The following is a 23,917-nucleotide window of genomic DNA, read 5'->3' on the forward strand; positions in this document are numbered from 1 at the left end:
CTAGCCGGCTGATGAAAATCGCTGTTCCTTTTCGGCAATGATGGTTGATGGCGGCCAACATCAAGCGTTCTTAATGGGAAAAGCAGCCGCTTTGCGCCGCCTTTGCGATTCCATGCCAGCCGTGTGCGGCTTAATAGCCGTTATGGTATTTATACATCCAAAGAACGCCTGATTTTAGCAGGCGCGGCACCCGGCCGGTGAGCGGGCGGTCAGCGACGAGGCCGAAGCCGTGTTTTTTGCCGAGCGAACCGAGAATGCCTTTTAATTTGATCGGCGGGAATTCGCTTGGCGGCTCTTCGCCGTTCCACCGTTTTTGCAGCACTTGAGCGATTTGCTCCGCTTGCCCTTCAGCGAGCTGGGCGCTCGGCGAATGCGGCAAGCTCGCACAGTCGCCGACGACGTATGCGTTTTCATAGCCAGGGATATGGTGCTGCTTCGTCAGTATGACGCGGCCTTGTTTATCTTTTTCGACGTTTAGTTCGCGGACGACGCGGTTCGGCTGAATGCCGGCCGTCCAGACGATGACGTCACAGGGCACTGGCTCGTCATGGTTGTACAAGACACCCGGCTCGACTTTCGTGACGTTCGAATGGCGGACGATTTCAACGCGATGTTCGATAAACCATCCTTCGACGTAGTCGCTTAACCGTTTTGGAAACATTGGCAAAATGCGCTCACCGCGGTCAAACAGCTTAATGTGCAAATCCGGGCGGCTTTCCGCCAGTTCGCTGGCCAGCTCCACGCCGCTTAAGCCGGCGCCGACGATGCCGACCGTTGCTTTTGGCGGCAAGTTGTTCAGCGCTTCATAGGCGGCGCGCGCCTTGTCGATCGACTGAATGCTGTACGTGTACGCATCAGCGCCCGGCACCCCGTGGTATTTATCTTCACAGCCCAACCCGATGACAAGGTCGTCGTAACGGACGTGGCTTCCATCTTTCAGATGGACGAGCTGCTTGTCAAGGTCGATCGAGATGACTTCGCCGAACTGGTAGGTGAATTGCGGATGTTCCGGAAACGGGACGCGAATGTGATGGTCGCTGATCGTCCCCGCAGCTAACGCGTAATATTCCGTTTTTAAACAATGGTACGGAACGCGATCAATGAGGATAATATGAATGTCGTTTGGCACTCCGTCCGGGAGAAGGCGTTGCAAAATGCGCATGTTGCCGTATCCCCCGCCAAGCAGTACGAGATGTTTCATGGCTAAAGTCCCCTTTTGTCCAGTTTCTCAAGCCGCCAATGCCATAAAAAAGTATAACGAAATTGTGACAAAAGAACAACAATTTTTCGTCCGACCGCTCGTGAGCATGTTCGTTGACGCCGTGCCGCAAAACCGTTACGATGGGAAGCAGGAAGGTGAACATGCCCATGATCTTACCGATCATTGAGTTTTGCATCAGCAACTTAGCCAGCGGATCGTATAAAGCGATGGAAATGCTTGAAAAGGATCCGAATTTGGATATTATCGAATACAGCTGCTTAAGCTACTGCACGCGCTGCGCCCATACGCTGTTTGCGCTCGTAAACGGCGAGTTTGTCAGCGGTGAGACGCCGGAGCAGCTTGTCGAAAATATTTACCGGCATCTCGAGGAAAACCCGATGTTTTAACGAAAAAAAGGAGGATGCCCACAAGGCGGCATCCTCTTCAATGTATATGAAAAAACGGGGGATATTCCCATTGTGTCCAAGGGGCGGTATCGTTATACATAAGGGTGCCAAAAATTTTTAGGAGGGGCATGACGTGTACTCGTTTTCGTTTACGAAAATGCATGGGTTAGGGAACAGTTATATTTACGTTGATCTGTTTCGCGAAACGCTTCCGGAAGACGAGCTGCCGGCGATCGCCCGTTGTGTTTCCGATGTCCACACCGGCATCGGTTCGGACGGCCTCATTCTCATTTGCCCGTCGGAGCAAGCACCGGTGAAAATGCGCATTTTTAACAGCGATGGCTCGGAAGGGAAAAACTGTGGCAATGGCTTGCGCTGTGTGGCAAAGTATGCGTACGAGCACGGCATCGTCCGCGACCGCTCGTTTTTGATTGAAACGCTCTCCGGGCTCGTCGCGGCTGAAGTGGCGGCGGAAAACGGCGAGGTGACGAGCGTGACCATCGATATGGGCAAGCCGCTCCTTCGGCGGAGCGCCATTCCGATGACCGGGCCGGAGGCGGAGCAAGTCGTCGCTGAATCGTTTGCCATTGGCGGCGGCGAGTATGAAATCACCGCTGTATCGATGGGCAACCCGCACGTCATTTTTTATGTGGATGATATTGAAAAGGCGCCGGTGACCACGCTTGGCCCGCTCGTTGAAAAGGACCCGCGCTTTCCCGAAGGAGTGAACGTCGAATTTGTCGAGGTCGTCAATGAGCGTGAGCTTCATTTCCGCGTTTGGGAGCGCGGCTCGGGCGTCACGCAGGCGTGCGGCACCGGGGCGTGCGCGGCGGTTGTCGCTTCGGTGTTAAACGGCAAAACGGCGCGCGGAGCGGAAACGGTCGTCCATCTGGCCGGCGGTGATTTGACGATCACATGGGGGCATGACGGCAACGTGCGCATGACTGGCCCGGCCGAAACGGTGTGCACCGGCGTGTATTATTACCGCAGCGGGCAGAACGGTTGAGCATCCGAGCGGCAAAGCGGTATACTATAGGTAAGGAGGGATTGACATGACCGAGGCGATCATTACGCTGACGGAAGCGGCAGCGTTTCAAATTAAGGACATGATGAAGGAGCAGGAAGAGGAAAACGCCTATTTGCGCGTCGGCGTCCATGGCGGCGGCTGCAGCGGGCTGTCGTACGGCATGGGGTTTGAGCGCGAGCGGCGCGATGACGACATCGAATTGGAACAGCACGGGATTAAAATTTTGATCGACCGCGACAGCGCCCCCATTTTGCGCGGCACGGTCATCGACTACAAACAGTCGCTTCTTGGCGGCGGGTTTACGATCAACAATCCGAACGCCATTGCGACATGCGGCTGCGGTTCGTCATTCCGCACGGCGACGAACGCCGGCACGCCGGAGCAATGTTAGGTGTCAGGAGGGCGTGGCAAACAACTGTTTGTCAGTAAAGACCGCCAAGGGGGGATGGCAGTGAAAGGGCAAGTAAATGTGATTTTGGCCCTCGTTTTGGCGCTCATCGTTGCGCTGCTGGCGGTGGCGAACGTCGAAAACGTGACGATCCATTATTTGGTTGGGGAAACCCGTTTGCCGCTGATCATCGTGATTTTCGGTTCAGCCGTCCTTGGCGGGCTTGTGGTCGGCATGCTCGGTTGGTGGCGATTGTTTCATTTACAGAGGCAGCTGAAAGCCGCCAACAAGGAAAAAGAGGAGTTGGCCGCCCGTTTAGCGGAAAAAGACGGTGAACGAGAGGCGGCCGCCGACGACGAAAGCGAACACGGATGAACAAAAAAGAGGGTGTCTCCAAGGCGGTGAGGCGCCCTCTTTCCCGCTACATCGACTTATTCGCTTCGTTCGTAACCATTGTCTCATGTTTTTGAATGGCCCTTTTGAGTCAGCCCCTCTTTGCCTAAAACAAGGATGACGAGTGCGCCGGCTGCATTCGTGCCGTCGGATCGATATATGTTTTTGCGCTGCTGATGGCGATCGGCGCTTCGCCGAAGCCGCAGGCGATCAGCTTAATTTTTCCATCGTACGTGCAAATGTCGCCGGCCGCATACACGCCGGGGATGTTCGTCTCCATCCGCGAGTTGACTTTGATCGAATTTTTTTCGATGTCAAGCCCCCAGTTTTTGATCGGGCCGAGCGAGGAAATAAAGCCATAGTTGACAACGACGGCATCGACATCGATCGTTTCTTTTGTCCCTTCCTTCACATGTTCAAGGACGACTTGGCGGATGCCTTGTTCGTCGCCGATAAGTTCGGCAGGCACAAACGGTGTTTTCACTTGCACGCGCGATTTCATGAGCTGCTCGACGCTATGTTCATGGGCGCGGAATTTATCGCGACGATGAACGATCGTGACGCTTGCGGCGATCGGTTCGAGCATGAGCGACCAGTCAACTGCCGAGTCGCCGCCGCCGCAGACGAGCACACGCTTCCCGGCAAACTGCTCTAAGTCGCTGATAAAGTAATGCAAGTTTTTCCCTTCATATTGGGAAGCGCTCTCAAGTTCGAGCCGGCGCGGCTGAAAAGCGCCGTTCCCGGCGGTGATGATGACGGTTTTCGAATAATGGATCTCTTTATCCGTTGTGAGTTTAAACGTTCCGTCTTCTTGTTTTTCCAGCGTTTCGACCGACTGGTTCAGGCAGATGGCAGGTGAAAACATGCTCAGCTGTTCTTTCAGTTGGTTGATGAGTTCTTGGGCGCGCACTTTCGGGAATCCGGCGATGTCGTATATGTATTTTTCCGGGTATAAAGCGGCCAGCTGCCCGCCTAACTGCGGAAGGCTTTCGATGATTTTCACCTTCATTTGCCGCAAGCCGCCGTAAAACGCGGCAAACATCCCGGTTGGTCCGCCGCCGATCACCGTTACATCATACACGTTCCGATCTTCTCTCACCGACATTCCTCCCCGCATAAAATAATGGCACTACAAGTTTATCTTACCATAAATGCCCGCCGTTATAACGTTCAATTTTTGTCGGTCCAGTTGAAAAAAAGGCTTGAAAAGAGGAAGAAAAAGGACTAATATGGTTTGTGGAGAGATTGTTAATTTTTTGTGACAGTCTGTCAACATTTTTTTGGGGGTTAACGTGAATAGTTTCACAAACTTCGCTCGATAAAAACGGGGATAGCAGCAAAAGCTATAAGAAACGTGTGGGAAAAAAATTAAAAAGGGTGGAAGTGATTCAGGTGAGAAAACCAAACATCGTCATTTTAGGGGCTGGTTATGGCGGACTCATGACGACGGTTCGCCTGCAAAAACTCGTCGGGGTGAACGAGGCGAATATTACGTTAGTGAATAAGCACGACTATCATTACGAGACAACTTGGCTTCATGAAGCGTCGGCCGGGACGCTGCACCATGACCGCGTCCGCTACCCGATCGCGGATGTCATCGACCGCAATAAAGTGAAATTTGTCCAAGACACTGTCACAAAAATCGTTCCGAACGAAAAGAAAGTGCTGCTCGAAAATGGCGAATTGGCGTACGACTACCTTGTCATCGCCCTTGGGTTTGAATCAGAGACGTTCGGCATTAAAGGGTTGAAAGAATACGCGTTTTCGATCGCCAATGTCAATGCGGCGCGGCAAATTCGCGAACATATTGAGTATCAGTTTGCAACGTACAACACGGAAGAGGAAAAGAAAGACGAGCGGTTGACGATCGTCGTCGGCGGAGCAGGGTTTACCGGTATCGAGTTTTTAGGCGAACTTGTCAACCGCATTCCGGAGCTATGCCGCGAGTATGACGTCGATCCGCACAAAGTGCGCATCATTTGCGTCGAAGCGGCGCCGACCGCACTGCCGGGCTTTGATCCGGAGCTTGTCGAATACGCGGTCAGCCAGCTCGAACGAAAAGGGGTCGAATTTAAAATCGGCACCGCCATTAAAGAGTGCACACCGGATGGGATCATTGTCGCCAAGGGCGACGAGGTGGAGGAAATTAAAGCGGGCACCGTCGTTTGGGCAGCTGGCGTCCGCGGCAGCAGCGTCCTTGAACAGTCCGGCTTTGAAACGATGCGCTCGCGCATTAAAGTCGACCCGTTCCTGCGCGTTCCGGGGTATGAAGACATTTTTGTCGTCGGCGACTGTTCGCTCGTCATTGACGAAGAAACGAACCGCCCGTATCCGCCGACGGCGCAAATCGCGATGCAAGAAGGCCAGCTGTGCGCGAAAAACTTAGCGGCGCTCATTCGCGGGCAAGGGGAGCTTGAGCCGTTTAAAGCCGATATTAAAGGGACGGTCTGCTCGCTCGGCCATGATGATGCGATCGGCGTTGTGTTCGGCAAAAAATTGTGGGGGACGAAGGCGAGCTTCATGAAAAAAGTGATCGACAACCGCGCCTTGTATTTAATCGGCGGCTCGTCGCTGGTGATGAAAAAAGGAAAATTTAAATTTTTCTAATTGGTCAAGAAAGCTTCCGCGCTGGCGGAAGCTTTTTTGTATGGCGGCCAACAGGGAACGGCCGCTTCTTTGTCGAATTACAAACGGTGTACAACGATATGGAAAAGGATGAGAACGATGAACAGCAAACGCGGAAATGTATGGATTGCGGCGGCCGGGCTCGTCATCAATGAAGCGGGGGAATGGCTCGTCGTCAAGAAAAAATATAGCGGGCTGAAAGGAAAATGGTCGCTGCCGGCCGGGTTCGTCCAGCCGGGGGAAATGCTTGATGAAGCGGCTGTTCGCGAGGTGAAGGAGGAAACAGGGATCGATGCCGAACCGATCGCCTTTCTTGGCTTGCGCACCGGCGTCATTGACGGAGAAATCAGCGACAATATGGCCATTTTTCTCCTTCGTCCGCGATCCGAAGACATTACCGTGCAGGAGGATGAGCTGCATGCAGCCGCCTTTTTAAGCAAGGCGGCGCTCTGCGCTGATCCGGCGACGTCGGGGCTGCTTCGCTATTTGTTGGCGCTTGAACCGTTGGCCTTCCTCCCCCCGCACGATGGCTTCAACCCGGGCGATCCGTTCGGGTACACGAAATACCGCCTTTACTTCAAATCGTCAAAATCGTAAGAATAATCAAGAAAAGAAAAGCAAGGCGTTGATGTATTCGCTTACATGAACAAAAATAAAGGAGAATCGCCATTTGTTTTTACAGAAAATTTTGATATATTAACAAAAAAGAAGTGGAGGGGACATCAATGAAACAGACGCTTACGGTCAACGCTTGCCCATACTGTGAGGGGCACGGGTACGTCCAGCTCCTGCTAGGCGGATCGGAAACGTGCTACAGCTGCCAAGGGACGGGAGGCGAGCAGGAAGAAAGCGACGAGCATTGACTGTCATCCGCCCATCCAGTACACTGAAAAAGGGTGTAAGGGAGGTTGAGGGCGGATGCAAATGAGTTTGCCGGTTGTACTGATTTCGATGCTTTTATTTTTTGTCTTATTTTTTGGCATTGGTTTTTTGCTAAATATGTTGCTGCGCATGACATGGATTATGGCCATTTGTTTTCCGATCATCGCGATCTTGATTATTGATGATGTGCCATGGACTCGGTATTTGACCGCACCGTCCGCTTCACTGGCGGCGCTCGGCCGGAAAGTCGCTTCGTTGGCCGCCGCCGATTTGCTGATTTTGGCCAGCGGCTTTGCCGGCGCGCTTTGCGCCGGGTGGGCGATCCGAACGCTGCGGGCAAAAGGATATCAAATGTTTTAAAGCGCCTCCGCGCAAGCGGGGGCGTTTCGTTGTTTTTAGGAAACAGGTGCCCGCCAGCGGTCATTTTCATGTCTTGGGGGAGAAAGCTTATGGGCGGTCTGGACGAACATGCGCGTTTTCGCTTGCCATGTTTGTGTTCAGCAAAGCAGATTGCATATGAGTCTTTTCGATGAGCATGCGTTTATGATGCCGGGGCGGAAATTACAACGTTTCTGGCAAATGGGTTTTTTAGTTTTTTTGCTTTCCTTGCAATGAATATTTCGATTTTGGATGGAGATAAATAGAAGTGTGGGAGGAGTTGAGGACATTGAGCAGTTTTAGGCAACTTGTGCGCAGAACCGCGATGACGCTATTGTTGATCACAGCGTTGCTCTCCACATTTCAATCTGTTTCTGGGGTCGAAGCGAAAACGGTTCTCCGTTCCTTTCTTAGCAGTGCACCAGTAGATCATGAAGCCGATCGGGGAGCGAAAGGAAGCGCAAAACACGACAACCGCTCGGCTCCGCGGCTTGAGGAACAGTTTGACTGGTCGAAGTATCCGTCCGTTGAAGTCGTGGCCACCGGCTATACGGCTGGCATCGAATCGACTGGAAAAACCCCCGATCATCCTGAGTATGGCATTACATACTCCGGCGTGCGTGTCAAACGCGACCTTTACTCAACGATTGCTGCGGATTTAAGCATTTTTCCGATCGGCACGATTTTGTTTATCCCAGGTTATGGATTCGGGGTCGTAGCCGATAAAGGCGGGGCGATCAAAGGCCACCGCATTGACTTATACTATGAAACGGTCGAAGATGTATATAAATATTGGGGAAAAAAGAAAGTGAATGTTTACATTGTGCAAAAAGGGGACGGCACGCTGTCAGAGGAAGAATTGATACGGCTGAACGAGGATGAAACGATGCAAGTGTTCCGCCAGCAATATTTAGAATCGAAAAGTTAACCAAAAGGGCTCCCGCCCGTCAGCGGCCGAAGAGCGGGTCGCTGTCGTCAGCGGGAGGGAACAGCGCCGGATGCAAAAGCGGCGCCAATTTTTTTAATCCGACCAAGAGGCGCGGCGACGGCCGGCAGTAGAGCGCTTCCTCAAGAAGATGGATGCGCCCGGCGCGGACGGCGTCGGTTTGTTCAGCTTTCGGACGCGTGATGGCGGCGTTGGCGCTCATTTTTTTCGTTTTTACGCCGACCCAAACGAGCAAAATGTGCGACGGGTTGCGGGCGACGACTTCGTCCCATTCCGTCTGGACGCTCGCGTTGGCGCAGTCGGCGAAAAGATTGCGCCCGCCGGCGAGTTCGCTGAGCTCGCTCAGCCAGTTGGCGCCGCCTGGGGTGAACACCGGGCGCGGCCACCATTCCCAATACAGGCGGGCCGGTTCGGCGACGGCGGCTGCCCGCTCACGGTATTCGTTCAGAAAGTCATAGTAGCGGCGGACGAGTTCAGCCGCTTTTTGTTTTTCGCCAAGCGCTTCGCCTAACATGAGAAGATCGGCTGCGATGTCATCAAGCGAATGGGGCGCCAGCACGAGATGGGGAAGGCGGCGGCGGACGAGCTCCTCGATATTGCGCTCCATCCCGGGCACGCTTAAGGAGGCGACGACGAGATCCGGTTTGAGTGCCTCGACTCGATCCATGTCGATGCGCAAATCCGGCCCGACGGTTGGCAGCCGCTTTACTTCGGGCGGCCAATCGGAAGAATGATCCACGGCGATGACATCGTCCAGCCGGCCAAGATAAGCTAACAGCTCCGTATTGCTCGGGCAAAGAGAAACGATTCTCATTGGTGTTCGTCCTTTCTAAATTCATCGTCTTTTTCCTCATTCGCCTCGGTCTCGTCATTTTCCTTTCTGGTTCCGTTTTGTTTTTTCGATAGCTCCTCCGTTTTCCAAGCGAAGAAAAAAGGGAGGAAGTCAATTAGACAATCGAAATAATGCGCCCATTTCGCTATAATGGGGATGGAACGAATCACCACAGAAAGGGATGAAAGGATGTTTACGGTAAAACCATTGCCATCGGCAGAAACGGCGCACGAGGCGCTGGCCATCGGATTGTTTGAGGGGACAGAAGCATGGTCTGGCCTTGGCGGCGAGTACGATTCCCGCCTCGGCGGACAGCTGTCCAGACTGCGGAAAGAAGGCGACATTTCCGCCAAACGGGGGCGCGTTGCGGTCGTTCATCCGTTGTTGCCAACCGGAGCGAAGCGCCTGTATTTCGTCGGCCTTGGCAAAAAAGAAGAACTGACGTTTGAGCGGCTGCGTGAAGTGTTCGGCAAGCTGTTTCGGACATGGAAGCAGGCGAAACGGGCCGAGGCAGCGATCGTTCTTGATACGTTTGCGACTGAAGCGGTCGACCCGAACGAAGCGGCGCATGCGTTAGCCGAGGCGTACTATTTGGCGACATATGAATTCCCCGGCTATAAGCAGAAAAAGTCGGAAGCCGATGACGCGCTTGAATCGCTCACTGTACATACCGAGGCTGATGTGGCGGAAATCGAGGCGAGCCTGTTTGTCGGCTCGGTGTACGGGAAGGCGACCAACTCGGCGCGCACGCTCGTCAATACGCCAGGGAATTTGCTGACGGCGTCTGATTTGGCCGATTATGCGGTGAAGCTCGCTGAACGGTACGATTTTGACTATGAAATTTTGGAAAAAGAAGAGATGGAACGGCTCGGCATGGGCGCGCTCTTGGCGGTCAATCAAGGGTCAACGCAGCCGCCGAAGCTGATCGTTTTAAAGTACCAAGGAAAAGAGCAATGGGAAGATGTGATCGCCCTTGTCGGCAAAGGGGTGACGTTTGATACGGGCGGGTATTGCTTGAAGCCGCGCGACAGCATGATCGACATGAAAACCGATATGGCCGGCGCCGCCGCGGTGCTCGGAGCGATGGAAGCGATCGGCGAACTCCGTCCCGAGCAAAACGTGCTCGCCGTCATCCCGGCAACCGACAACATGATTAGTGGTGAGTCGTTTAAGCCCGATGACGTCATTACATCGCTTTCTGGAAAAACGATTGAAGTGAGAAACACGGATGCGGAAGGGCGGTTGATTTTGGCGGATGCCGTCACGTATGCGAAACAGCATGGCGCCAGCTATATTATCGATGTCGCCACGTTGACCGGTGGAGTGATCGTCGCGCTTGGCACGGACAAAACGGGAGCGATGACGAACAATGAAGCGCTGTTTGAGCAGCTGCTTGAAGCGTCTATGGAGACCGGAGAATTCATTTGGCGGCTGCCGATTACAGAAAAAGACCGCGAGCGGGTGCGAAGCAGCAAAATCGCCGATTTAAACAATTCTCCGGGGCGCGAAGGGCACGCCATTATGGGCGGAGCGTTCATCGGCGAATTCGCCGAAGACACGCCATGGGTGCATTTGGATATCGCCGGTACAGCCACGACAAAGAAAGACAGCGACCTCGGCCCGGCCGGGGCGACGGGGGTCATGGTGCGCACGCTGGCGGCGTTTGTCGAACGATTTGAATAAGTGAACGAGAGGCCGAAGCTATGGTGCATAGCTTCGGCGTTCTTTTGCCACGCTACATAGTAAGAAATGCGAACAAAATGTAAAGTTAATGTAAATTTAATGTAAAGTTTATTTTTACTTATTGTAAATAAAGTTTAAATTGCTACAATAAGTAGCGGTGATTTTTGATTCCAACAATGGAGGGTGTCCGGTATGATTTTTTCGCCGAAAAAGGACGTTTTCTTCGATATGTTGTTTACGATTTCGGAAAATGTGAAGGAAGCGGCCCAATATTTTGTTGAGTATAAAATTCGAAGCGTGAGCGACTTGAAAGAATTTGCCCGCGTCATGAAAGAGTATGAACGGAAAGGCGATTCGTTCATTCATGAGCTCGTCGTTCAATTAAACAAAACGTTTATTACGCCGATCGAGCGCGAAGACATCCACCAGTTAGCGATGAAAATGGACGATGTGCTCGATGGCTTTGAGCAATGTTCCGCTCGGTTTGAAATGTTCTCGTTTACGGACATTGACGAACATATGGTGAAATTTTTCGACTACATTTACCAAAGCACAATTGAAATCGTTCATGCGTTAGAGCTGCTTTCGCATAAAAAATTGCTTGACATGCGCCAGCACGCCATTAAGATTAAGGACTATGAAACGAAATGTGACGAAATTTTGCGCGCCTCGATCAAAAACTTGTTTGTGACGCAAAAGGACCCGATTAAGCTCATCCAATATAAAGAGCTGTATGAAATGCTTGAAGAGATTGCCGACAGCTGTGAAGATGTCGCAAACACGCTAGAGACGATCATCATGCGCAACGCATAAAAGGGGACGTTGTTTTTATGGATATGATCCTTGTCTTGACGATATTAATTGTCATTTTTGCGCTGGCGTTTGACTTTATTAACGGGTTTCACGATACGGCCAACGCCATCGCTACCTCGGTGTCAACAAGAGCGCTCACGCCGCGCCGCGCCATCTTGCTGGCTGCTGTGATGAACTTCATCGGCGCCTTGACGTTCACCGGTGTGGCCAAAACGATTACGAAAGACATCGTCGACCCGTTTGCTTTGGAAAACGGGCCGGTCATTATTTTAGCCGCCTTAACGTCCGCGATCGCCTGGAACTTGATCACGTGGTACTATGGCATTCCGAGCAGCTCTTCGCATGCGCTCATTGGCTCGATTGCCGGAGCAGCGATTTCTGCTGCCGGTATTGGGATTTTGAATTACGGCGGATTTTTAAAAATTTTACAGTCGCTCATCCTTTCTCCATTTTTGGCGTTAGGGGTCGGTTTTGTCATAATGAGTATTTTTCGCTTTATCTTTAAAAATGCGAACTTATACAGTACGACGAGAGGCTTTCGGCTGTTTCAAGTCGTGACAGCGTCATTTCAAGCGTATACACATGGAACGAACGACGCCCAAAAAGCGATGGGGATTATTACGATGGCGTTAATCGCCGGCGGATACCATACAACGACCGACATCCCAGAGTGGGTGCGCATTTCTGCCGCTTTGGCCATGGGGTTGGGAACGGCTGTCGGCGGGTGGAAAATCATTAAAACGGTCGGCGGAAAAATCATGAAAATCCGTCCGATTAACGGGGCGGCGGCCGATTTATCGTCCGCGCTCGTCATTTTTTCGGCGACGGCGTTCCATTTGCCGGTCAGCACGACACACGTTATTTCTTCGGCCATTATGGGGGTCGGCGCCGCGCAGCGCGTGAAAGGGGTCAAATGGGGCGTCGCCCGCCGGATCGTGCTTACATGGGTGATTACGCTCCCGATTTCTGCGCTCATGGCTGGTTTCCTATATCAATTGTTTAATTTGTTTTTCTAAATATAAAGCGCGCCTGTTGTCAAACAGGCGCGCTTCGTTTATGCCGCCGGGCGGCTCGCGGAAGAGGAGCGGCCGATCGCCCGGCAAAGCTTTGGAGCAATCAAGCCGGCGACGATCGATAGCAAAATGTCTTTTGGCAGCGGAACCAGCATCCAGCCCCATACCATTTGGTACGACAATCCTTTTGGCGCTTCGGCCCATAATTGATAAGCCATATACATCCAGTTCGTGCCGATGACATAGTTGACGACCATGCCGACAAGCGCCGCGGTGACAAAGCGGGCGGTGGATGCCGGCTGCGGGCCGCGTTCGATGATCCAGCCAGTCACATACGCAGCGGCGATAAAGGAGAGAATAAAGCCGAATGTCGGTTGGAAAATGATCGACAATCCGCCGCTAAGTTTGGAAAACACCGGCGCGCCGGCCAAGCCGACGAACATATACACGGTCATCGCCACCGCGCCGAGCCGCCGCCCTAACACCGCGCCGGCCAGGACGCAGAAAAACGTTTGCAGCGTGATTGGCACGCCGCCGACGACAAGAAACGGCACCCATGACGTAATGTTCGCGCCAATCGCCATCAAGGCGACGAACATAGCAGCAAGCGTCATGTCAATCGGCCGAAGCGAAGTCCGTCGCTCCATATGTAAACCTCCTTTTTTTGTTTGTTAACAAAATCGTACCGAACAACCGCTAGGCTGTCAATCCTCTTTTTCGGCGGATGGTGTGATTCGCCGCGGGAAATGCTAAACAAAAGCGCTGCCCTCGAGCTGTCCCGTTGCGAGAAGGAAAGAAAAACGGATCAAGGGCGATGAGGGCGAGGAAAACGAAAGGGGGGATCGCGATGGAGCGGTTTATGCCGGATGAGGAGCTGAAGCGGGCAAGCAAAATGGGAGCGAACGAAGACATCATCCATACGAGCAAAAATGATGACGGCTACGATTTGCGCACCCCGGCCGAAATCGGCGAGCGGCAGCCGACGGATGAAAACGGCCATGCGTGAGGCGACGAACGGCTGGGCGCGGATGGGCGGGAAATGAATTGATTTTTATCGGCCTTTCGCTGCTTGTTCACGTCATTCCGCTATTCGTCTGTTTGTTCTGTTCTAATAAGAAAAATGCAGAGAAAGCCTGAATGTTGGGGGCATTTTGATGAAGGAGAACCGGTTTCCACGAATCGAAAAAAGTTTGGCTTGTTTGTTGCCGTGCTGATGGTCATTTTCTTTTTCGTCTACATGTTTGAAGAACAAGTGCTGCGCTTTTTAGACTACAAGGCGGTCAAGCTGGCGATGTTGATTTCGTTGATCACAATCATTGTCGGTGATATCATCTATCGAAGCGCGTAATCGGATGCGAAATGTAAGCGAAAGAGGCCGGCGGGTGACGGTGGCTGGTGGGTTCGCCGAGACATTGGACGGGGATGGGACGATCACCGTCTTTTTTTCGTTCATCCGGATCAAGAACTGTTTTTGTGGAAAGAGGTCTGTCCGCTTTCTCTGGAGCGGCAAGGCGCAAACGGCAGCACCGCCTCCAGCGCTGTACAAGGTCTGGAGGCGGGCGCTATCGCATCGGGCGCGGCGCCTTGAACGGGTGGCAGCTCATCGTCCAATAGCGGCCAACGTGATGAGTGCGAAAAGAGGCGGCTCGCCAACCATTTCCCTCATTTCGCCTGCCGCCGCGATGGCGAAGGCTATCGGTGTGAAGGCGAAAACACATTCCAACGCAAGCCGACAACGAGCTGGCAGCACGGGAATGCGCCGGGCGGCGGCGAGAGCGTTAGGCGAATGCCGTCGGGATTGAAATACACCTCGGTTTGCGAGCGGATGCCAAGCGAGCGGAGCAGGCGCTTCACTTCATCCGTTTTTCCTTCTTGGGCGGCCGACATGACCGAGGCGGCAAACGAGCGCGATTCGGCCAGCCTTTTTAAAATGACTCCGGCATCGTTCATAAGCGTCTGGGCGGTGGCGGCCGATTGGGAGAAGATGGCGGGGTCGACCGGTGGGTACGGCCTTGCCCATGTCGTGGGGGGCAGGAAATAAACCATTGACTTGCTCCTCCTGTTCAACGTGATTACTACTTATATACTCGTTGCGCTGCAAGCCGGTGCCATAGAAACGATGCGACTGGCAGCGAAAGGCGAAACTTTTTCGGGGACTTTTCGTATATACAATAGGCAGCGAACGTCTGCCTTGATTTCCAGCAGACCGTTGTGCCGACAGAGGCGGGAGTTTATGATACAATGATAAACGGGGCGATGTGAGGGGAAACAATAGGTAAGGAGGATGGTTCATGTTAAACTTGGCAATTGTCTCACCACTGATTTTTGCTTTATTCGTTCCGTTTTTGTATAAATATGTGCGTTCGCTCCATACCGGCTGGTTTGTGCTCCCATTACCGGTTTTATTGTTTTTGTATTTCGTTCAACATCTCCCTCTTGAACCGTACGGGCAAACGATCCCCTGGATTCCGTCTCTCGGAATGGATTTTCAAGTCTATATGGATGGGTTAGGGCTGCTCTTTTCGCTGTTAATCACAGGGATCGGCTCTCTTGTCGTGCTGTATTCGATTTATTATTTGCCGAAGAAAAAGGAAAAACTTGGACACTTTTACGTGTATTTGCTTTTGTTTATGGGAGCGATGCTTGGCGTCGTTCTTTCGGACAACGCAATGGCGCTCTATCTGTTTTGGGAATTGACATCGTTTTCATCCTTTCTGTTGATTGGCTACTGGAATGAGCGTGAACGTTCCCGATACGGGGCACAAAAATCGATGCTCATCACCGTGCTTGGCGGGTTGTCTCTGCTTGGGGGATTTTTATTGCTTTCGGTCATGAGCGGAGGGTCGTACAGCATTCGCGATTGGATGGCTATGGCGGATGCGTGGCCACAGCATCCGTTGTTTGTGCCGGCGATGCTCTTGATTTTGCTTGGCGCGTTTACGAAATCCGCGCAGTTTCCGTTTTACATTTGGCTTCCGGACGCGATGGAAGCACCCACCCCGGTCAGCGCGTATTTGCATTCGGCCACCATGGTGAAAGCTGGCATTTATTTAGTGGCTCGCTTCACCCCGATTTTTGCTGTTTCTTCGCTATGGGTTTGGCTTGTGATGGGCATTGGAATGGCGACGCTTTGCTGGGCGTCATTTCATGCCGCCCGTCAGACGGATTTGAAAGGGCTGCTCGCCTATTCGACGGTGAGCCAGCTCGGGTTGATTATGTCGCTGCTTGGCGCCGGGGCGCTGGCCTTTCATGGCGACCTGAGTGATCGCCGTTTATATATGGCGGCCGTGGTGGCAGCGGTGTTTCACTTAATCAACCACGCGACGTTTAAAGGTAGTTTGTTTATGGTTGCCGGCATTGTCGATCATGAGACCGGAACGCGGGATATCCGGCGGCTCGGCGGATTGCTTAGCGTCATGCCCATCACATTCACCGTTGCGGTCATCGGCTCATTGTCGATGGCGGGCGTGCCGCCGTTTAACGGATTTTTAAGCAAAGAAATGTTTTTTGCGGCGATGGTGCAAGTGGCGAACGCCCATTGGCTTTCGCTTGATGTGTGGGGCATCTTGTTTCCGGTGCTCGCTTGGGTGGGCAGCGTGTTCACCTTTTTGTACAGCGTTCTTTTTGTTGGGAAAACGTTTCTTGGCGCTCCGAAGCCTTCCGAATGGCCGAAACGGCCGCATGAAGCCCCGGTGGGGATGCTTGTGGCGCCGGTCGTTTTGGCCGTCCTTGTCATCGGCTTCGGACTGATTCCGAATGTGCTGTCCAACACGGTGATTGCTCCGGCGGTGGATGCTGTTGTCAACGGTGTGTTCCGTCGGGAAGGGCTTTCCGTGCACATCAGCCATTGGCACGGATGGACGATCGAAGTGTGGATGACGATCGGAGTGATTGTTCTTGGCGTGTTGCTGTATCGGACGTTTGATTCATGGAGGCGCGTGTACGGTGTTTTTTCGCGGCGGCTTTCACTGAATCACTTATATGACACGGTTGTGCGGCAGGTGGAAGAACAGTCGTATTCGCTGACAAACCGTTACATGACCGGGTATGTTCGGACGTATTTCTTGTACATTTTGTCCGCGATGATCGCATTGCTTGTCGCGACGATCGCTTTGAAAGTAGATGGAGGACTCTCGCTAAGCCATTTAGCGGACGTGGGCATCCACGAACTCGTGTTGGCGTTGGTCGCCTTGATCGGAACGGTGACGACTGTGGCGGCCAAATCACGTCTTGTTGCGATTATCGCGTTGGGTTCGGTCGGCTATACGGTGTCGCTTTTCTTTGTGTTGTTCCGGGCGCCTGACTTGGCGTTGACGCAGCTCGTCATTGAAACGATTTCCGTCGCGCTGTTTTTGCTCTGTTTTTATCACTTGCCGAAGCTCAGCCGCCATGAGAAAGGCGTTCGATTCCGGCTTGGGAACGCTCTTATTTCACTCGGAGTCGGCGCGTTGGTCAGCGCGATCGCCTTGCTGGCGTACAGCGAGAAAAACTTTGCTTCGATCGCTCAATACCATATTGAAAACGCGTATGAAAAAGCGGCTGGAAAAAATATTGTCAACGTGATCTTAGTCGACTTCCGCGGATTTGATACACTTTTTGAAATTTGTGTGCTGGCGATCGCGGCGCTCGGCATTTACGCTTTAGTGAAGCTGAAAGCTCCGAAAGGGGAGAGCGGCAAATATGAATGAGCTCATTTTGCGGACGGTAACGGCCGTTGTCACGTTTATGATCATTTTATTTGGGATTCAGCTTTTTTTCGCCGGCCACTATTATCCAGGCGGCGGATTCATTGCCGGCCTCGTTACCGCCGGCGCCATCATTTTGCTGCTGCTGGCGTTTGACATCAAAACCGTCCGGTCGATGATCCCGGTTTCGTATCGCACGCTCATTGGTGTCGGGCTGCTGTTTGCCTTAGGAACAGGTCTTGGCGGCTTAGTCTTCGATGTTCCGTTTTTAACGCACGCCCACGGCCATGTCATGCTGCCGCTGCTTGGGGATGTGTCGCTCCATACGGCCGTCTTGTTTGACTTAGGAGTCTATTTGGTCGTGGTCGGGGTCACCATGACGATTATCGAAACGATAGGAGAGGAAGAATAAATGGAAGTCGTCATGATTATTGTCATCGGCTGTTTGTTTGCGGGCGCTACGTACTTAATGTTGAGCAAAAGTTTGCTTCGGATCATTATCGGCACGGGATTGTTAAGCCATGGAGCGCATTTGCTTTTATTGACGATGGGCGGATTGAAAACGGGGGCGCCGCCGCTGCTTGACGTGCAGGCGGAACACTATGTCGACCCTGTTCCGCAGGCGCTGATTTTGACGGCGATCGTCATTAGTTTTGGGGTCACGGCTTTTTTGCTCGTTTTGGCGTATCGTTCTTATCAGGAGATCGGGACGGACAACATTGAACGGATGAGGGGAAAGGAAGACCATGACTAATGCAGTAATTTTTCCGATTGCGATTCCATTGACGACAGCAGTTCTCTTGATGTTTTGCGTGAAATCATTGAAAGTGCAAAAAATGATTTCCCTCGTGTCAGCAGGGGCGCTCATCGTTGCGAGCGCTTGGCTTGTGCGCCTTGTCGACCATGAAGGGATACAGAAGCTTGACGTCGGGAATTGGCCGGCGCCGTTTGGGATTACGCTCGTCTCCGACATGCTTTCAGCACTGTTGGTGTTGACAACGAGCGTGATCGCGCTCGCTTGCCTGCTGTATTCCTTTTTCACGATTGACTCGAAGCAGGCGTCCATGTACTACTATGTTTTTTTTCAGTTTCTCATTGTCGGAGTGAACGGGGCGTTTACGACAGGGGATATTTTTAACTTATTCGTGTTTTATGAAGTGATGCTCATGTCATCGTATGCGCTCCTCGTTCATGGCGGCACGAAAATCCAGCTTCAGGAAACGATGAAATATATGGTGATCAACGTGTTTTCATCAGCGCTGTTTGTCATCGCCGTCGGCTATTTGTACGCCGTGACCGGTACATTGAATATGGCGCACTTAGCCGTACGGATTTCTGGAGCGGAAAACACTGCCGTGTTGACGGTCATTTGTTTGCTTTTTCTCATTGTCTTTGGGTTAAAGGGGGCGCTGTTTCCATTTTATGTTTGGATGCCGGGGGCTTATTCCGCTCCGCCGGCGGCGGTGCTCGCGTTGTTTGGCGGCTTATTGACAAAAGTCGGTGTGTATTCGATTTTGCGCACATTTTCGCTCATTTTCCGTCAAGATGTCGGCTATACGCATACGATTTTAGCGTGGTTGGCGATCGCGACCGTTGTGTTTGGCGTCATTGGCGCCGTGGCTTACCGCGATATGAGGCAAATCGCCATTTATAACATTGTGGCGGCCATCGGTGTGATGGCGTTTGGCATTTCGTTAATGACAGAAGAAAGTATGGAAGGCACGATCTTTTACTTGCTGCAAGACATGGTCATGAAAACGGCGCTCTTTTTCATTGTCGGGGCGATCGCGTATGTCGCGGGAACGAATCAACTCGGACGGTTTAGCGGACTGCTCGGTTCGTATCCGCTGCTTGGCTGGACCGTATTCCTTTCCGCTCTTGCGCTGGGCGGCATTCCTCCGTTCAGCGGGTTTATTGGAAAGGCGCTCATTATTCGGGCGGCGTTTGACAAAGGACAGCTTCTGTTCGCGCTGGTTGTGTTATTATCCAGCTTGCTCGTGCTTTATTCGGTGATGAAAATTTTTATTCAATCTTGTTGGGGAGAAGCGCGCGGGTATGAGCAAAAACGAGTCGCCCCGCTGTATGTGCCGATTGTCGCGCTTCTTTCCTTGGCCGTTTTATACGGCGTCGGGGCCGAGTTTGTTCGTCCATATATCGCCCAAGCGGCGGCCACATTGGCGGATCCGTCAATGTATATTGAGTCCGTGCTGAAGGAGTAGAGGCAAATGGCGCAACAATTGCTGCTCAACGTGATATTGGCATTCGTTTGGATGTTTCTTGCTGATTCGTTTAGCGGATCATCGTTTGTCATTGGATACCTCCTTGGTTTAGGCATCCTTTTTGTGCTGCGAAGATATTTCTCGACGACGTTTTATGTCGTACCGTTGTTTGTGATTGGAAAGCTGGCGCTCATTTTCATCAAAGAATTGTTGTTGGCCAACTGGGCTGTTTTGAAGATTGTTCTTTCCCCGTCGCTCAACATGAAGCCTTGCATTTTCGCCCTTCCGCTCGAAGTGAAAAAAGACTGGGAAATTACGCTGTTGTCCAGCTTGATTACATTGACGCCCGGGACGTTTGTGATCGACGTCTCTGATGACAAGAAAGAGATTTATATTCATACGATTGATGCTCCGGATGTGGATGAAGCCGTCCGGCAAATCAAGACATCGTTTGAAAAAACGATTTTGGAGGTGAGCCGATGACCGTGATGTTCTATATTGCCCTCGCTCTTTTGTCGCTCGCCATTGGTTGTTTCGTTTATCGGGTCGTCAAAGGACCGACCGTCGCGGATCGGGTCATTGCGCTTGACGCGATCGGGATTTGTCTGGCAGGCATCGTGGCGGTGCTGTCGATCTTGTTGGAGACGAGCGTGTTTTTAGAAATTATTTTGCTGATTGGAATTTTGGCGTTTCTTGGCACGGCGGCGTTTGCGAAGTTTTTGCAAAAGGGGGTTGTGATTGAACGTGACGGAAATCATTGATGGGTTGATCGTGTTGTTCGTCATGGCTGGTGCGCTGTTAACATTGATTTCGGCCATCGGCGTCCTCCGTCTTCCCGACGTCTATACGAGAAGCCATGCCATTAGCAAAAGCACGACTCTAGGGATGATTTTCATCTTAATGGGGACGTTATTTTACTTTTGGTTGAAGCACGATCATTTCAATTCCCGTTTATTGTTGGCTATTGTCTTTCTTTTTTTAACATCCCCGGTGTCGGCTCATTTGATTAGCCGTGCGGCATACTACTCCGGCGTTCGACCGTGGGAAGGGACGGTTCGCGACGATTTGGCCGAACGGAGAGAAAATAGAACGAAAAGTGCAGAGTAGGGAAGAAATAGCGGGATGTCCGTTGGCTCTCTCAAGACCACTCCGTTTTCACGGCATCCGCCCCTTTTTCGCCATTTTCTGAAAAAAGAAATAAACAATCGCTTTCCCGTGATATAATAATAGTAAGACGGACTGTGGCTGCGCGTCAGAAAGGGGGGAAGCGACGATGGACGTCCCGCAATATTTGTTTCTCGATTTTGAATTTACGATGCCGGAGACGAAAACGAACCCGGATGGGTTTTATCCGGAAATTATCGAAGTTGGCCTTGTCGCGGTCGTTGACGAGCAAATTGTGAGCCAGTTTTCCGCTTATGTGAAACCGCTCCGTTTTCCGCAGCTCACCGACCGATGCAAGTCATTTCTCAATATCACTCAAGAACAAATCGACCGCGGAATGAGTTTTTATGAACTTGTTTCCTTGCTTCGGCAATATGACCGCGAGCGCCCGACGACGGTCGTGACATGGGGAAGCATGGATATGAAAGTGCTTCGGGAAAACTGCCAGTCGGCGCGGATTGAGTTTCCGTTCACCGGCGAACACCGCGATTTGGCGATGGAGTATAAACGTTTTTTTGGAAACAAAAACCAAACGGGGTTGCGCAAGGCTGTGCAAGAGTACGGGAACGAAGGGATTGGAAAAGCCCATTGTGCGCTCGATGACGCATTTACCGCGTATACGATTTTCCGGCTCGTTGAAAACGATAAAAAATATTTGGCAAAGACGAAGCCCCCGACGATCGGGGAGCGGATCGATTTCACCCAGCTGCGGAAAAAATTCGCTTTATAGCTGCTGCATTGGCGGCAGTTTTTTTGTGCTATAATGGGAATGGACGATTTCGAGGCAGAAAGGTTGTTTGTGCGATGTGGCCATGGGTGCTTAATTTATTTTTATACTTTCCGGAAGATAAGCGTGAGTATATTCCTGCCGTCATTTCAATGAGCGTGTTTATGCTCATTGCTGTGTTCACGATGCGGCTCATTGTTGTCATTTCGCGGCGCCAAGAGAAGGAAGCAAAACGGCTCGAGCAGGAGCTGCTCGGGAAAACGGACGAGTCCGGGCGGACGCCGGATGTATAAACTTGACTCCCCTCGGCAATAATGGCAGGTAACATCTGCCATGCTGGGGGGAGTGTTGTGTTGTACGGAAAATATGGGATTCTTTTGGCTGCGGCGCTCATGTTAGCGGGCTGCGGCCAAGAGGACGGCACGAGCCGGACGGTGGAGATGATCAATGCCGACAGCGATCCGATTGGAACGATTGAGCTGACGGAACAGGCGGAAGGGGTTCGGTTGAAACTCGACCTGGAAGGGCTTCCGCCGGGAGAGCATGCCATTCATATTCATGAAAAAGGGAGCTGCGAACCGCCCGATTTTCAATCGGCTGGCGGGCATTACAATCCTGATGGGAAAAAGCATGGGCTTCTCCACCCGGAAGGCGCGCATGCCGGTGATTTGCCGAACATTATTGTCAAAGACGACGGCACGGTCAACGTTGAACTGACGGCGCCAAACGTGACGTTGCGGGAAGGGGAAAAAGGGTCGCTGCTGACAAAAGACGGAACGTCGATCGTCATTCATGCCAAGAAAGACGACGGCATGACCCAACCGGCGGGGGATGCGGGCGGACGCATCGCCTGTGGGGAAATTCAATCATCGTAAACGCTCCCGCTTGCATTCATGTTTCGAAGCGGGAGTTTCCTGTCTTGAAAGGCAAAAGGTGTCCCAAATCAGCAACGGGACACCTTTTTTGATGGGGTGGACCGAAAAAAGTGATCGCCGCGTTCTATGCTGGGTGGACGTGATTTAGCGCAGCGCGGTCACTAGCCGCTGAAGCCCTTCCTCGAGCGTCGGGCGCGGACAGGCGACGTTCAGACGGATAAAGCCGGTTCCTTCCTTCCCGAATTTGCTGCCGAATTCCACGGCGATTTTTCCTTTTTCCAGAAGCTGTTTTTTGAGTTCGGCTTCGGAAAGGCCGAGGCCGCGGCTATCGATCCAGACGAGATACGTCGCTTCCGGGCGGATGGGGAGAAGGGCTGGCAGCTCGGCCGCCAAATAGGAGGCGGTGGCGTCGATGTTTTGCTGCAAATACGCAAGCAAGGCGTCAAGCCACGGCCCGCCATGGCGGTAAGCCGCCTCCGCTCCGACAACGGCAAATGGGCTGAGCGTGAAAAACCCTTGCCGCTGTTGGACGCGGCGAAACGCCCGGCGCCGCGATTCGTCAGGGATGATCGCCTCGGCCGCCTGCAAGCCGGCGAGATTGAACGTTTTCGTCGGCGCCCGGAACGTGGCGCTTTGTCTTGCCAACTCCGGATGGAGCGAGGCGAACGGCACATGCCGATGCGGCGGGAACGTCAAATCGGCGTGAATTTCGTCGGAAAGGACGAAGACGCCGTGCTTCAGACACAGCTCCCCGAGCCGTTCGAGTTCTTCTTTTCTCCACGATTTGCCGCCCGGGTTATGCGGGTGGCAAAGGATGAGCAGCTTCGCTCCGGGCACGTTCCGCTCCAAGTCGTCCCAGTCGATGACATAATTGTCTTCCGTCAAGCGAAGGGGGCTCAATACGAGCGAACGGCCGTGGCGGCGGACGAGATCAAACAGCGGCGGGTAGACCGGGGAAAAGACAACGATGCGGTCTCCCGGCTCGGAAAACGCCTCAATGGCAGCGGCGACCGCTGGCACGACGCCGTGGGCAAACACGAGCCAACCCGGGTCGATGCCCCACCCGTGGCGGCGCTGAAGCCATTCGCACACCGCTTCTTTTAATGAATCAGGAATGACGGTGTAACCAAAAATTCCGTGTTCGATTCGCGCTTGCAGTGCGTCTTGCACCGCTTGGGGGGCCGGAAAATCCATATCGGCGACCCACATCGGCCATACATCTTCATACCCAAACACCCGCTCAACATCATCCCATTTCACCGACTGCGTCCCTCGGCGGTCGATGACTTGGTCAAACGAAAACATCGCATGTTCTCCCTTCTTTTTTTTTGATCGATGGCTTATAATTGGTTATATCATACATCAAGAAAGAAGGTGGATGGCAGCGCATGAACGGACAACCGTTGAACCGGCTGCTTCTTGACACCATTCGCGCCTGGGATCCGTTCGGTTACGGAAACGACGCGTACGAGGTGGAGGCGATCGACGTGCTTCAGGCCGTATATGATACGGATGATGCTCGCGCGCTCGCTGCTCGCATTCAGTCCATATATGAATTCGCGTTTGACGCGGTAATTCCTTTTCGCGACTGCCTAAAACTCGCCAGCCGGCTGCTCGAGCTGAAACGAACGGCGTCTTGTTCGTTCCCGGCATGACGTT

32 protein-coding genes are annotated in these 23,917 nt (G+C 52.6%); 26 read left to right on the forward strand and 6 right to left on the reverse strand.

The window, feature by feature from the left end:
- Nucleotides 1–130: 130 nt before the first annotated feature.
- Nucleotides 131–1,201 carry an NAD(P)/FAD-dependent oxidoreductase gene (locus IC803_RS02105; protein ID WP_081207082.1) on the reverse strand — a complete coding sequence of 357 codons (1,071 nt, stop codon included), beginning with the start codon at nucleotides 1,199–1,201 and terminating at the stop codon, nucleotides 131–133.
- Here IC803_RS02105 and IC803_RS02110 point away from each other — a divergent pair.
- The 5 genes from IC803_RS02110 (at nucleotide 1,200) to IC803_RS02130 (ending at nucleotide 3,398) form a co-directional block, all read left to right on the forward strand.
- Complete coding sequence (locus IC803_RS02110; protein WP_081207081.1) at nucleotides 1,200–1,388, forward strand: hypothetical protein; 189 nt, start codon at nucleotides 1,200–1,202, stop codon at nucleotides 1,386–1,388. The genes IC803_RS02105 and IC803_RS02110 overlap by 2 nt on opposite strands.
- Complete coding sequence (locus tag IC803_RS02115) at nucleotides 1,369–1,608, forward strand: YuzB family protein (RefSeq protein ID WP_081207080.1); 240 nt, start codon at nucleotides 1,369–1,371, stop codon at nucleotides 1,606–1,608. Before IC803_RS02110 ends, IC803_RS02115 begins: the two co-directional genes overlap by 20 nt.
- 133 nt (nucleotides 1,609–1,741) lie before the next feature.
- On the forward strand, nucleotides 1,742–2,614 hold the full coding sequence (gene dapF / locus IC803_RS02120; RefSeq protein ID WP_081207079.1) for a diaminopimelate epimerase: 873 nt from the start codon (nucleotides 1,742–1,744) through the stop codon (nucleotides 2,612–2,614).
- A 46-nt stretch (nucleotides 2,615–2,660) separates the two neighbouring features.
- Nucleotides 2,661–3,026, forward strand: coding sequence for a HesB/IscA family protein (locus tag IC803_RS02125; protein ID WP_063164867.1), 366 nt, complete (start codon nucleotides 2,661–2,663; stop codon nucleotides 3,024–3,026).
- Nucleotides 3,027–3,398: a LapA family protein gene (locus IC803_RS02130; RefSeq protein WP_223812013.1), complete on the forward strand. Its 372-nt coding sequence runs from the start codon at nucleotides 3,027–3,029 to the stop codon at nucleotides 3,396–3,398.
- Between the two features lie 124 nt (nucleotides 3,399–3,522).
- Here the strand turns inward: IC803_RS02130 and IC803_RS02135 are convergent, their stop codons facing one another.
- Nucleotides 3,523–4,521: an NAD(P)/FAD-dependent oxidoreductase gene (locus IC803_RS02135; RefSeq protein ID WP_190304252.1), complete on the reverse strand. Its 999-nt coding sequence runs from the start codon at nucleotides 4,519–4,521 to the stop codon at nucleotides 3,523–3,525.
- A 278-nt stretch (nucleotides 4,522–4,799) separates the two neighbouring features.
- Between IC803_RS02135 and IC803_RS02140 the strand changes: the two genes are divergently transcribed.
- From IC803_RS02140 to IC803_RS02160, 5 genes are all read left to right on the forward strand, one after another.
- A complete protein-coding gene (locus tag IC803_RS02140; RefSeq protein ID WP_081207284.1) occupies nucleotides 4,800–6,023 on the forward strand; it encodes an NAD(P)/FAD-dependent oxidoreductase in 1,224 nt (407 codons plus the stop codon).
- Between the two features lie 117 nt (nucleotides 6,024–6,140).
- Nucleotides 6,141–6,638 carry an NUDIX hydrolase gene (locus IC803_RS02145; RefSeq protein WP_081207283.1) on the forward strand — a complete coding sequence of 166 codons (498 nt, stop codon included), beginning with the start codon at nucleotides 6,141–6,143 and terminating at the stop codon, nucleotides 6,636–6,638.
- 128 nt (nucleotides 6,639–6,766) lie between these two features.
- Nucleotides 6,767–6,904, forward strand: a complete 138-nt coding sequence (locus IC803_RS02150; RefSeq protein ID WP_158083274.1) for a YuiA family protein — start codon at nucleotides 6,767–6,769, stop codon at nucleotides 6,902–6,904.
- A gap of 55 nt (nucleotides 6,905–6,959) precedes the next feature.
- Nucleotides 6,960–7,283 (forward strand): YuiB family protein, encoded by a 324-nt coding sequence (locus tag IC803_RS02155; RefSeq protein ID WP_063164871.1) that lies wholly within the window; start codon nucleotides 6,960–6,962, stop codon nucleotides 7,281–7,283.
- Between the two features lie 307 nt (nucleotides 7,284–7,590).
- Entirely contained in the window at nucleotides 7,591–8,229 is a 639-nt protein-coding gene (locus IC803_RS02160; RefSeq protein ID WP_304441243.1) for a 3D domain-containing protein, read from the forward strand.
- Between the two features lie 19 nt (nucleotides 8,230–8,248).
- Here IC803_RS02160 and IC803_RS02165 read toward each other — a convergent pair whose 3' ends face one another.
- The gene (locus IC803_RS02165) at nucleotides 8,249–9,061 is read right to left on the reverse strand and encodes a cobalamin-binding protein (RefSeq protein ID WP_081207076.1); all 813 of its coding nucleotides are present in this window, start codon (nucleotides 9,059–9,061) and stop codon (nucleotides 8,249–8,251) included.
- A 207-nt stretch (nucleotides 9,062–9,268) separates the two neighbouring features.
- Here IC803_RS02165 and IC803_RS02170 point away from each other — a divergent pair, with 207 nt between their 5' ends.
- The 3 genes from IC803_RS02170 to IC803_RS02180 all read left to right on the forward strand — a co-directional run bounded on the left by IC803_RS02170 (nucleotide 9,269) and on the right by IC803_RS02180 (nucleotide 12,591).
- Nucleotides 9,269–10,762: a leucyl aminopeptidase gene (locus IC803_RS02170; protein ID WP_081207074.1), complete on the forward strand. Its 1,494-nt coding sequence runs from the start codon at nucleotides 9,269–9,271 to the stop codon at nucleotides 10,760–10,762.
- A gap of 192 nt (nucleotides 10,763–10,954) precedes the next feature.
- Complete coding sequence (locus IC803_RS02175; protein ID WP_081207073.1) at nucleotides 10,955–11,575, forward strand: DUF47 domain-containing protein; 621 nt, start codon at nucleotides 10,955–10,957, stop codon at nucleotides 11,573–11,575.
- 17 nt (nucleotides 11,576–11,592) lie between these two features.
- Nucleotides 11,593–12,591, forward strand: coding sequence for an inorganic phosphate transporter (locus tag IC803_RS02180; RefSeq protein WP_081207072.1), 999 nt, complete (start codon nucleotides 11,593–11,595; stop codon nucleotides 12,589–12,591).
- Nucleotides 12,592–12,629: 38 nt separating this feature from the next.
- On the opposite strand, the gene IC803_RS02185 is transcribed toward IC803_RS02180, so the two are convergent.
- Entirely contained in the window at nucleotides 12,630–13,235 is a 606-nt protein-coding gene (locus IC803_RS02185) for a biotin transporter BioY (RefSeq protein ID WP_081207071.1), read from the reverse strand.
- 200 nt (nucleotides 13,236–13,435) lie between these two features.
- Here IC803_RS02185 and IC803_RS02190 point away from each other — a divergent pair, with 200 nt between their 5' ends.
- Together IC803_RS02190 and IC803_RS02195 are read left to right on the forward strand one after the other, a co-directional pair.
- Nucleotides 13,436–13,594, forward strand: coding sequence for a hypothetical protein (locus IC803_RS02190; protein WP_190304253.1), 159 nt, complete (start codon nucleotides 13,436–13,438; stop codon nucleotides 13,592–13,594).
- A gap of 114 nt (nucleotides 13,595–13,708) precedes the next feature.
- Nucleotides 13,709–13,936, forward strand: a complete 228-nt coding sequence (locus IC803_RS02195; RefSeq protein ID WP_143421064.1) for a hypothetical protein — start codon at nucleotides 13,709–13,711, stop codon at nucleotides 13,934–13,936.
- 344 nt (nucleotides 13,937–14,280) lie between these two features.
- Here the strand turns inward: IC803_RS02195 and IC803_RS02200 are convergent, their stop codons facing one another.
- Complete coding sequence (locus IC803_RS02200; RefSeq protein WP_081207070.1) at nucleotides 14,281–14,634, reverse strand: YuzC family spore coat inner layer protein; 354 nt, start codon at nucleotides 14,632–14,634, stop codon at nucleotides 14,281–14,283.
- Nucleotides 14,635–14,879: 245 nt separating this feature from the next.
- Between IC803_RS02200 and IC803_RS02205 the strand changes: the two genes are divergently transcribed.
- From IC803_RS02205 to IC803_RS02250, 10 genes are all read left to right on the forward strand, one after another.
- Nucleotides 14,880–17,276 (forward strand): Na+/H+ antiporter subunit A, encoded by a 2,397-nt coding sequence (locus tag IC803_RS02205; RefSeq protein WP_081207069.1) that lies wholly within the window; start codon nucleotides 14,880–14,882, stop codon nucleotides 17,274–17,276.
- A complete protein-coding gene (locus IC803_RS02210; protein ID WP_044742685.1) occupies nucleotides 17,269–17,685 on the forward strand; it encodes a Na(+)/H(+) antiporter subunit B in 417 nt (138 codons plus the stop codon). Before IC803_RS02205 ends, IC803_RS02210 begins: the two co-directional genes overlap by 8 nt.
- On the forward strand, nucleotides 17,686–18,027 hold the full coding sequence (locus tag IC803_RS02215) for a Na(+)/H(+) antiporter subunit C (RefSeq protein ID WP_081207068.1): 342 nt from the start codon (nucleotides 17,686–17,688) through the stop codon (nucleotides 18,025–18,027).
- Nucleotides 18,020–19,492, forward strand: a complete 1,473-nt coding sequence (locus IC803_RS02220) for a Na+/H+ antiporter subunit D (RefSeq protein WP_081207067.1) — start codon at nucleotides 18,020–18,022, stop codon at nucleotides 19,490–19,492. The genes IC803_RS02215 and IC803_RS02220 overlap by 8 nt, the downstream gene beginning before the upstream one ends.
- Before the next feature lie 6 nt (nucleotides 19,493–19,498).
- The gene (locus tag IC803_RS02225; RefSeq protein WP_081207066.1) at nucleotides 19,499–19,975 is read left to right on the forward strand and encodes a Na+/H+ antiporter subunit E; all 477 of its coding nucleotides are present in this window, start codon (nucleotides 19,499–19,501) and stop codon (nucleotides 19,973–19,975) included.
- Complete coding sequence (locus IC803_RS02230) at nucleotides 19,972–20,253, forward strand: Na(+)/H(+) antiporter subunit F1 (protein ID WP_063164881.1); 282 nt, start codon at nucleotides 19,972–19,974, stop codon at nucleotides 20,251–20,253. The genes IC803_RS02225 and IC803_RS02230 overlap by 4 nt, the downstream gene beginning before the upstream one ends.
- 22 nt (nucleotides 20,254–20,275) lie before the next feature.
- Nucleotides 20,276–20,599 (forward strand): monovalent cation/H(+) antiporter subunit G, encoded by a 324-nt coding sequence (gene mnhG, locus IC803_RS02235; protein ID WP_369826923.1) that lies wholly within the window; start codon nucleotides 20,276–20,278, stop codon nucleotides 20,597–20,599.
- 166 nt (nucleotides 20,600–20,765) lie between these two features.
- Nucleotides 20,766–21,386, forward strand: a complete 621-nt coding sequence (kapD, locus tag IC803_RS02240) for a 3'-5' exonuclease KapD (protein ID WP_081207065.1) — start codon at nucleotides 20,766–20,768, stop codon at nucleotides 21,384–21,386.
- 74 nt (nucleotides 21,387–21,460) lie between these two features.
- The gene (locus IC803_RS02245) at nucleotides 21,461–21,676 is read left to right on the forward strand and encodes a hypothetical protein (RefSeq protein WP_081207064.1); all 216 of its coding nucleotides are present in this window, start codon (nucleotides 21,461–21,463) and stop codon (nucleotides 21,674–21,676) included.
- A 21-nt stretch (nucleotides 21,677–21,697) separates the two neighbouring features.
- On the forward strand, nucleotides 21,698–22,258 hold the full coding sequence (locus IC803_RS02250; RefSeq protein ID WP_221436157.1) for a superoxide dismutase family protein: 561 nt from the start codon (nucleotides 21,698–21,700) through the stop codon (nucleotides 22,256–22,258).
- Between the two features lie 144 nt (nucleotides 22,259–22,402).
- Here IC803_RS02250 and IC803_RS02255 read toward each other — a convergent pair whose 3' ends face one another.
- On the reverse strand, nucleotides 22,403–23,563 hold the full coding sequence (locus tag IC803_RS02255; protein ID WP_081207062.1) for a MalY/PatB family protein: 1,161 nt from the start codon (nucleotides 23,561–23,563) through the stop codon (nucleotides 22,403–22,405).
- 83 nt (nucleotides 23,564–23,646) lie between these two features.
- Between IC803_RS02255 and IC803_RS02260 the strand changes: the two genes are divergently transcribed.
- On the forward strand, nucleotides 23,647–23,913 hold the full coding sequence (locus tag IC803_RS02260) for a DUF1871 family protein (protein WP_081207061.1): 267 nt from the start codon (nucleotides 23,647–23,649) through the stop codon (nucleotides 23,911–23,913).
- The last annotated feature ends 4 nt before the right edge of the window (nucleotides 23,914–23,917 follow it).

The organism is Geobacillus sp. 46C-IIa, assembly GCF_014679505.1.
In the GTDB taxonomy this organism is placed as follows: Bacteria; Bacillota; Bacilli; order Bacillales; family Anoxybacillaceae; genus Geobacillus.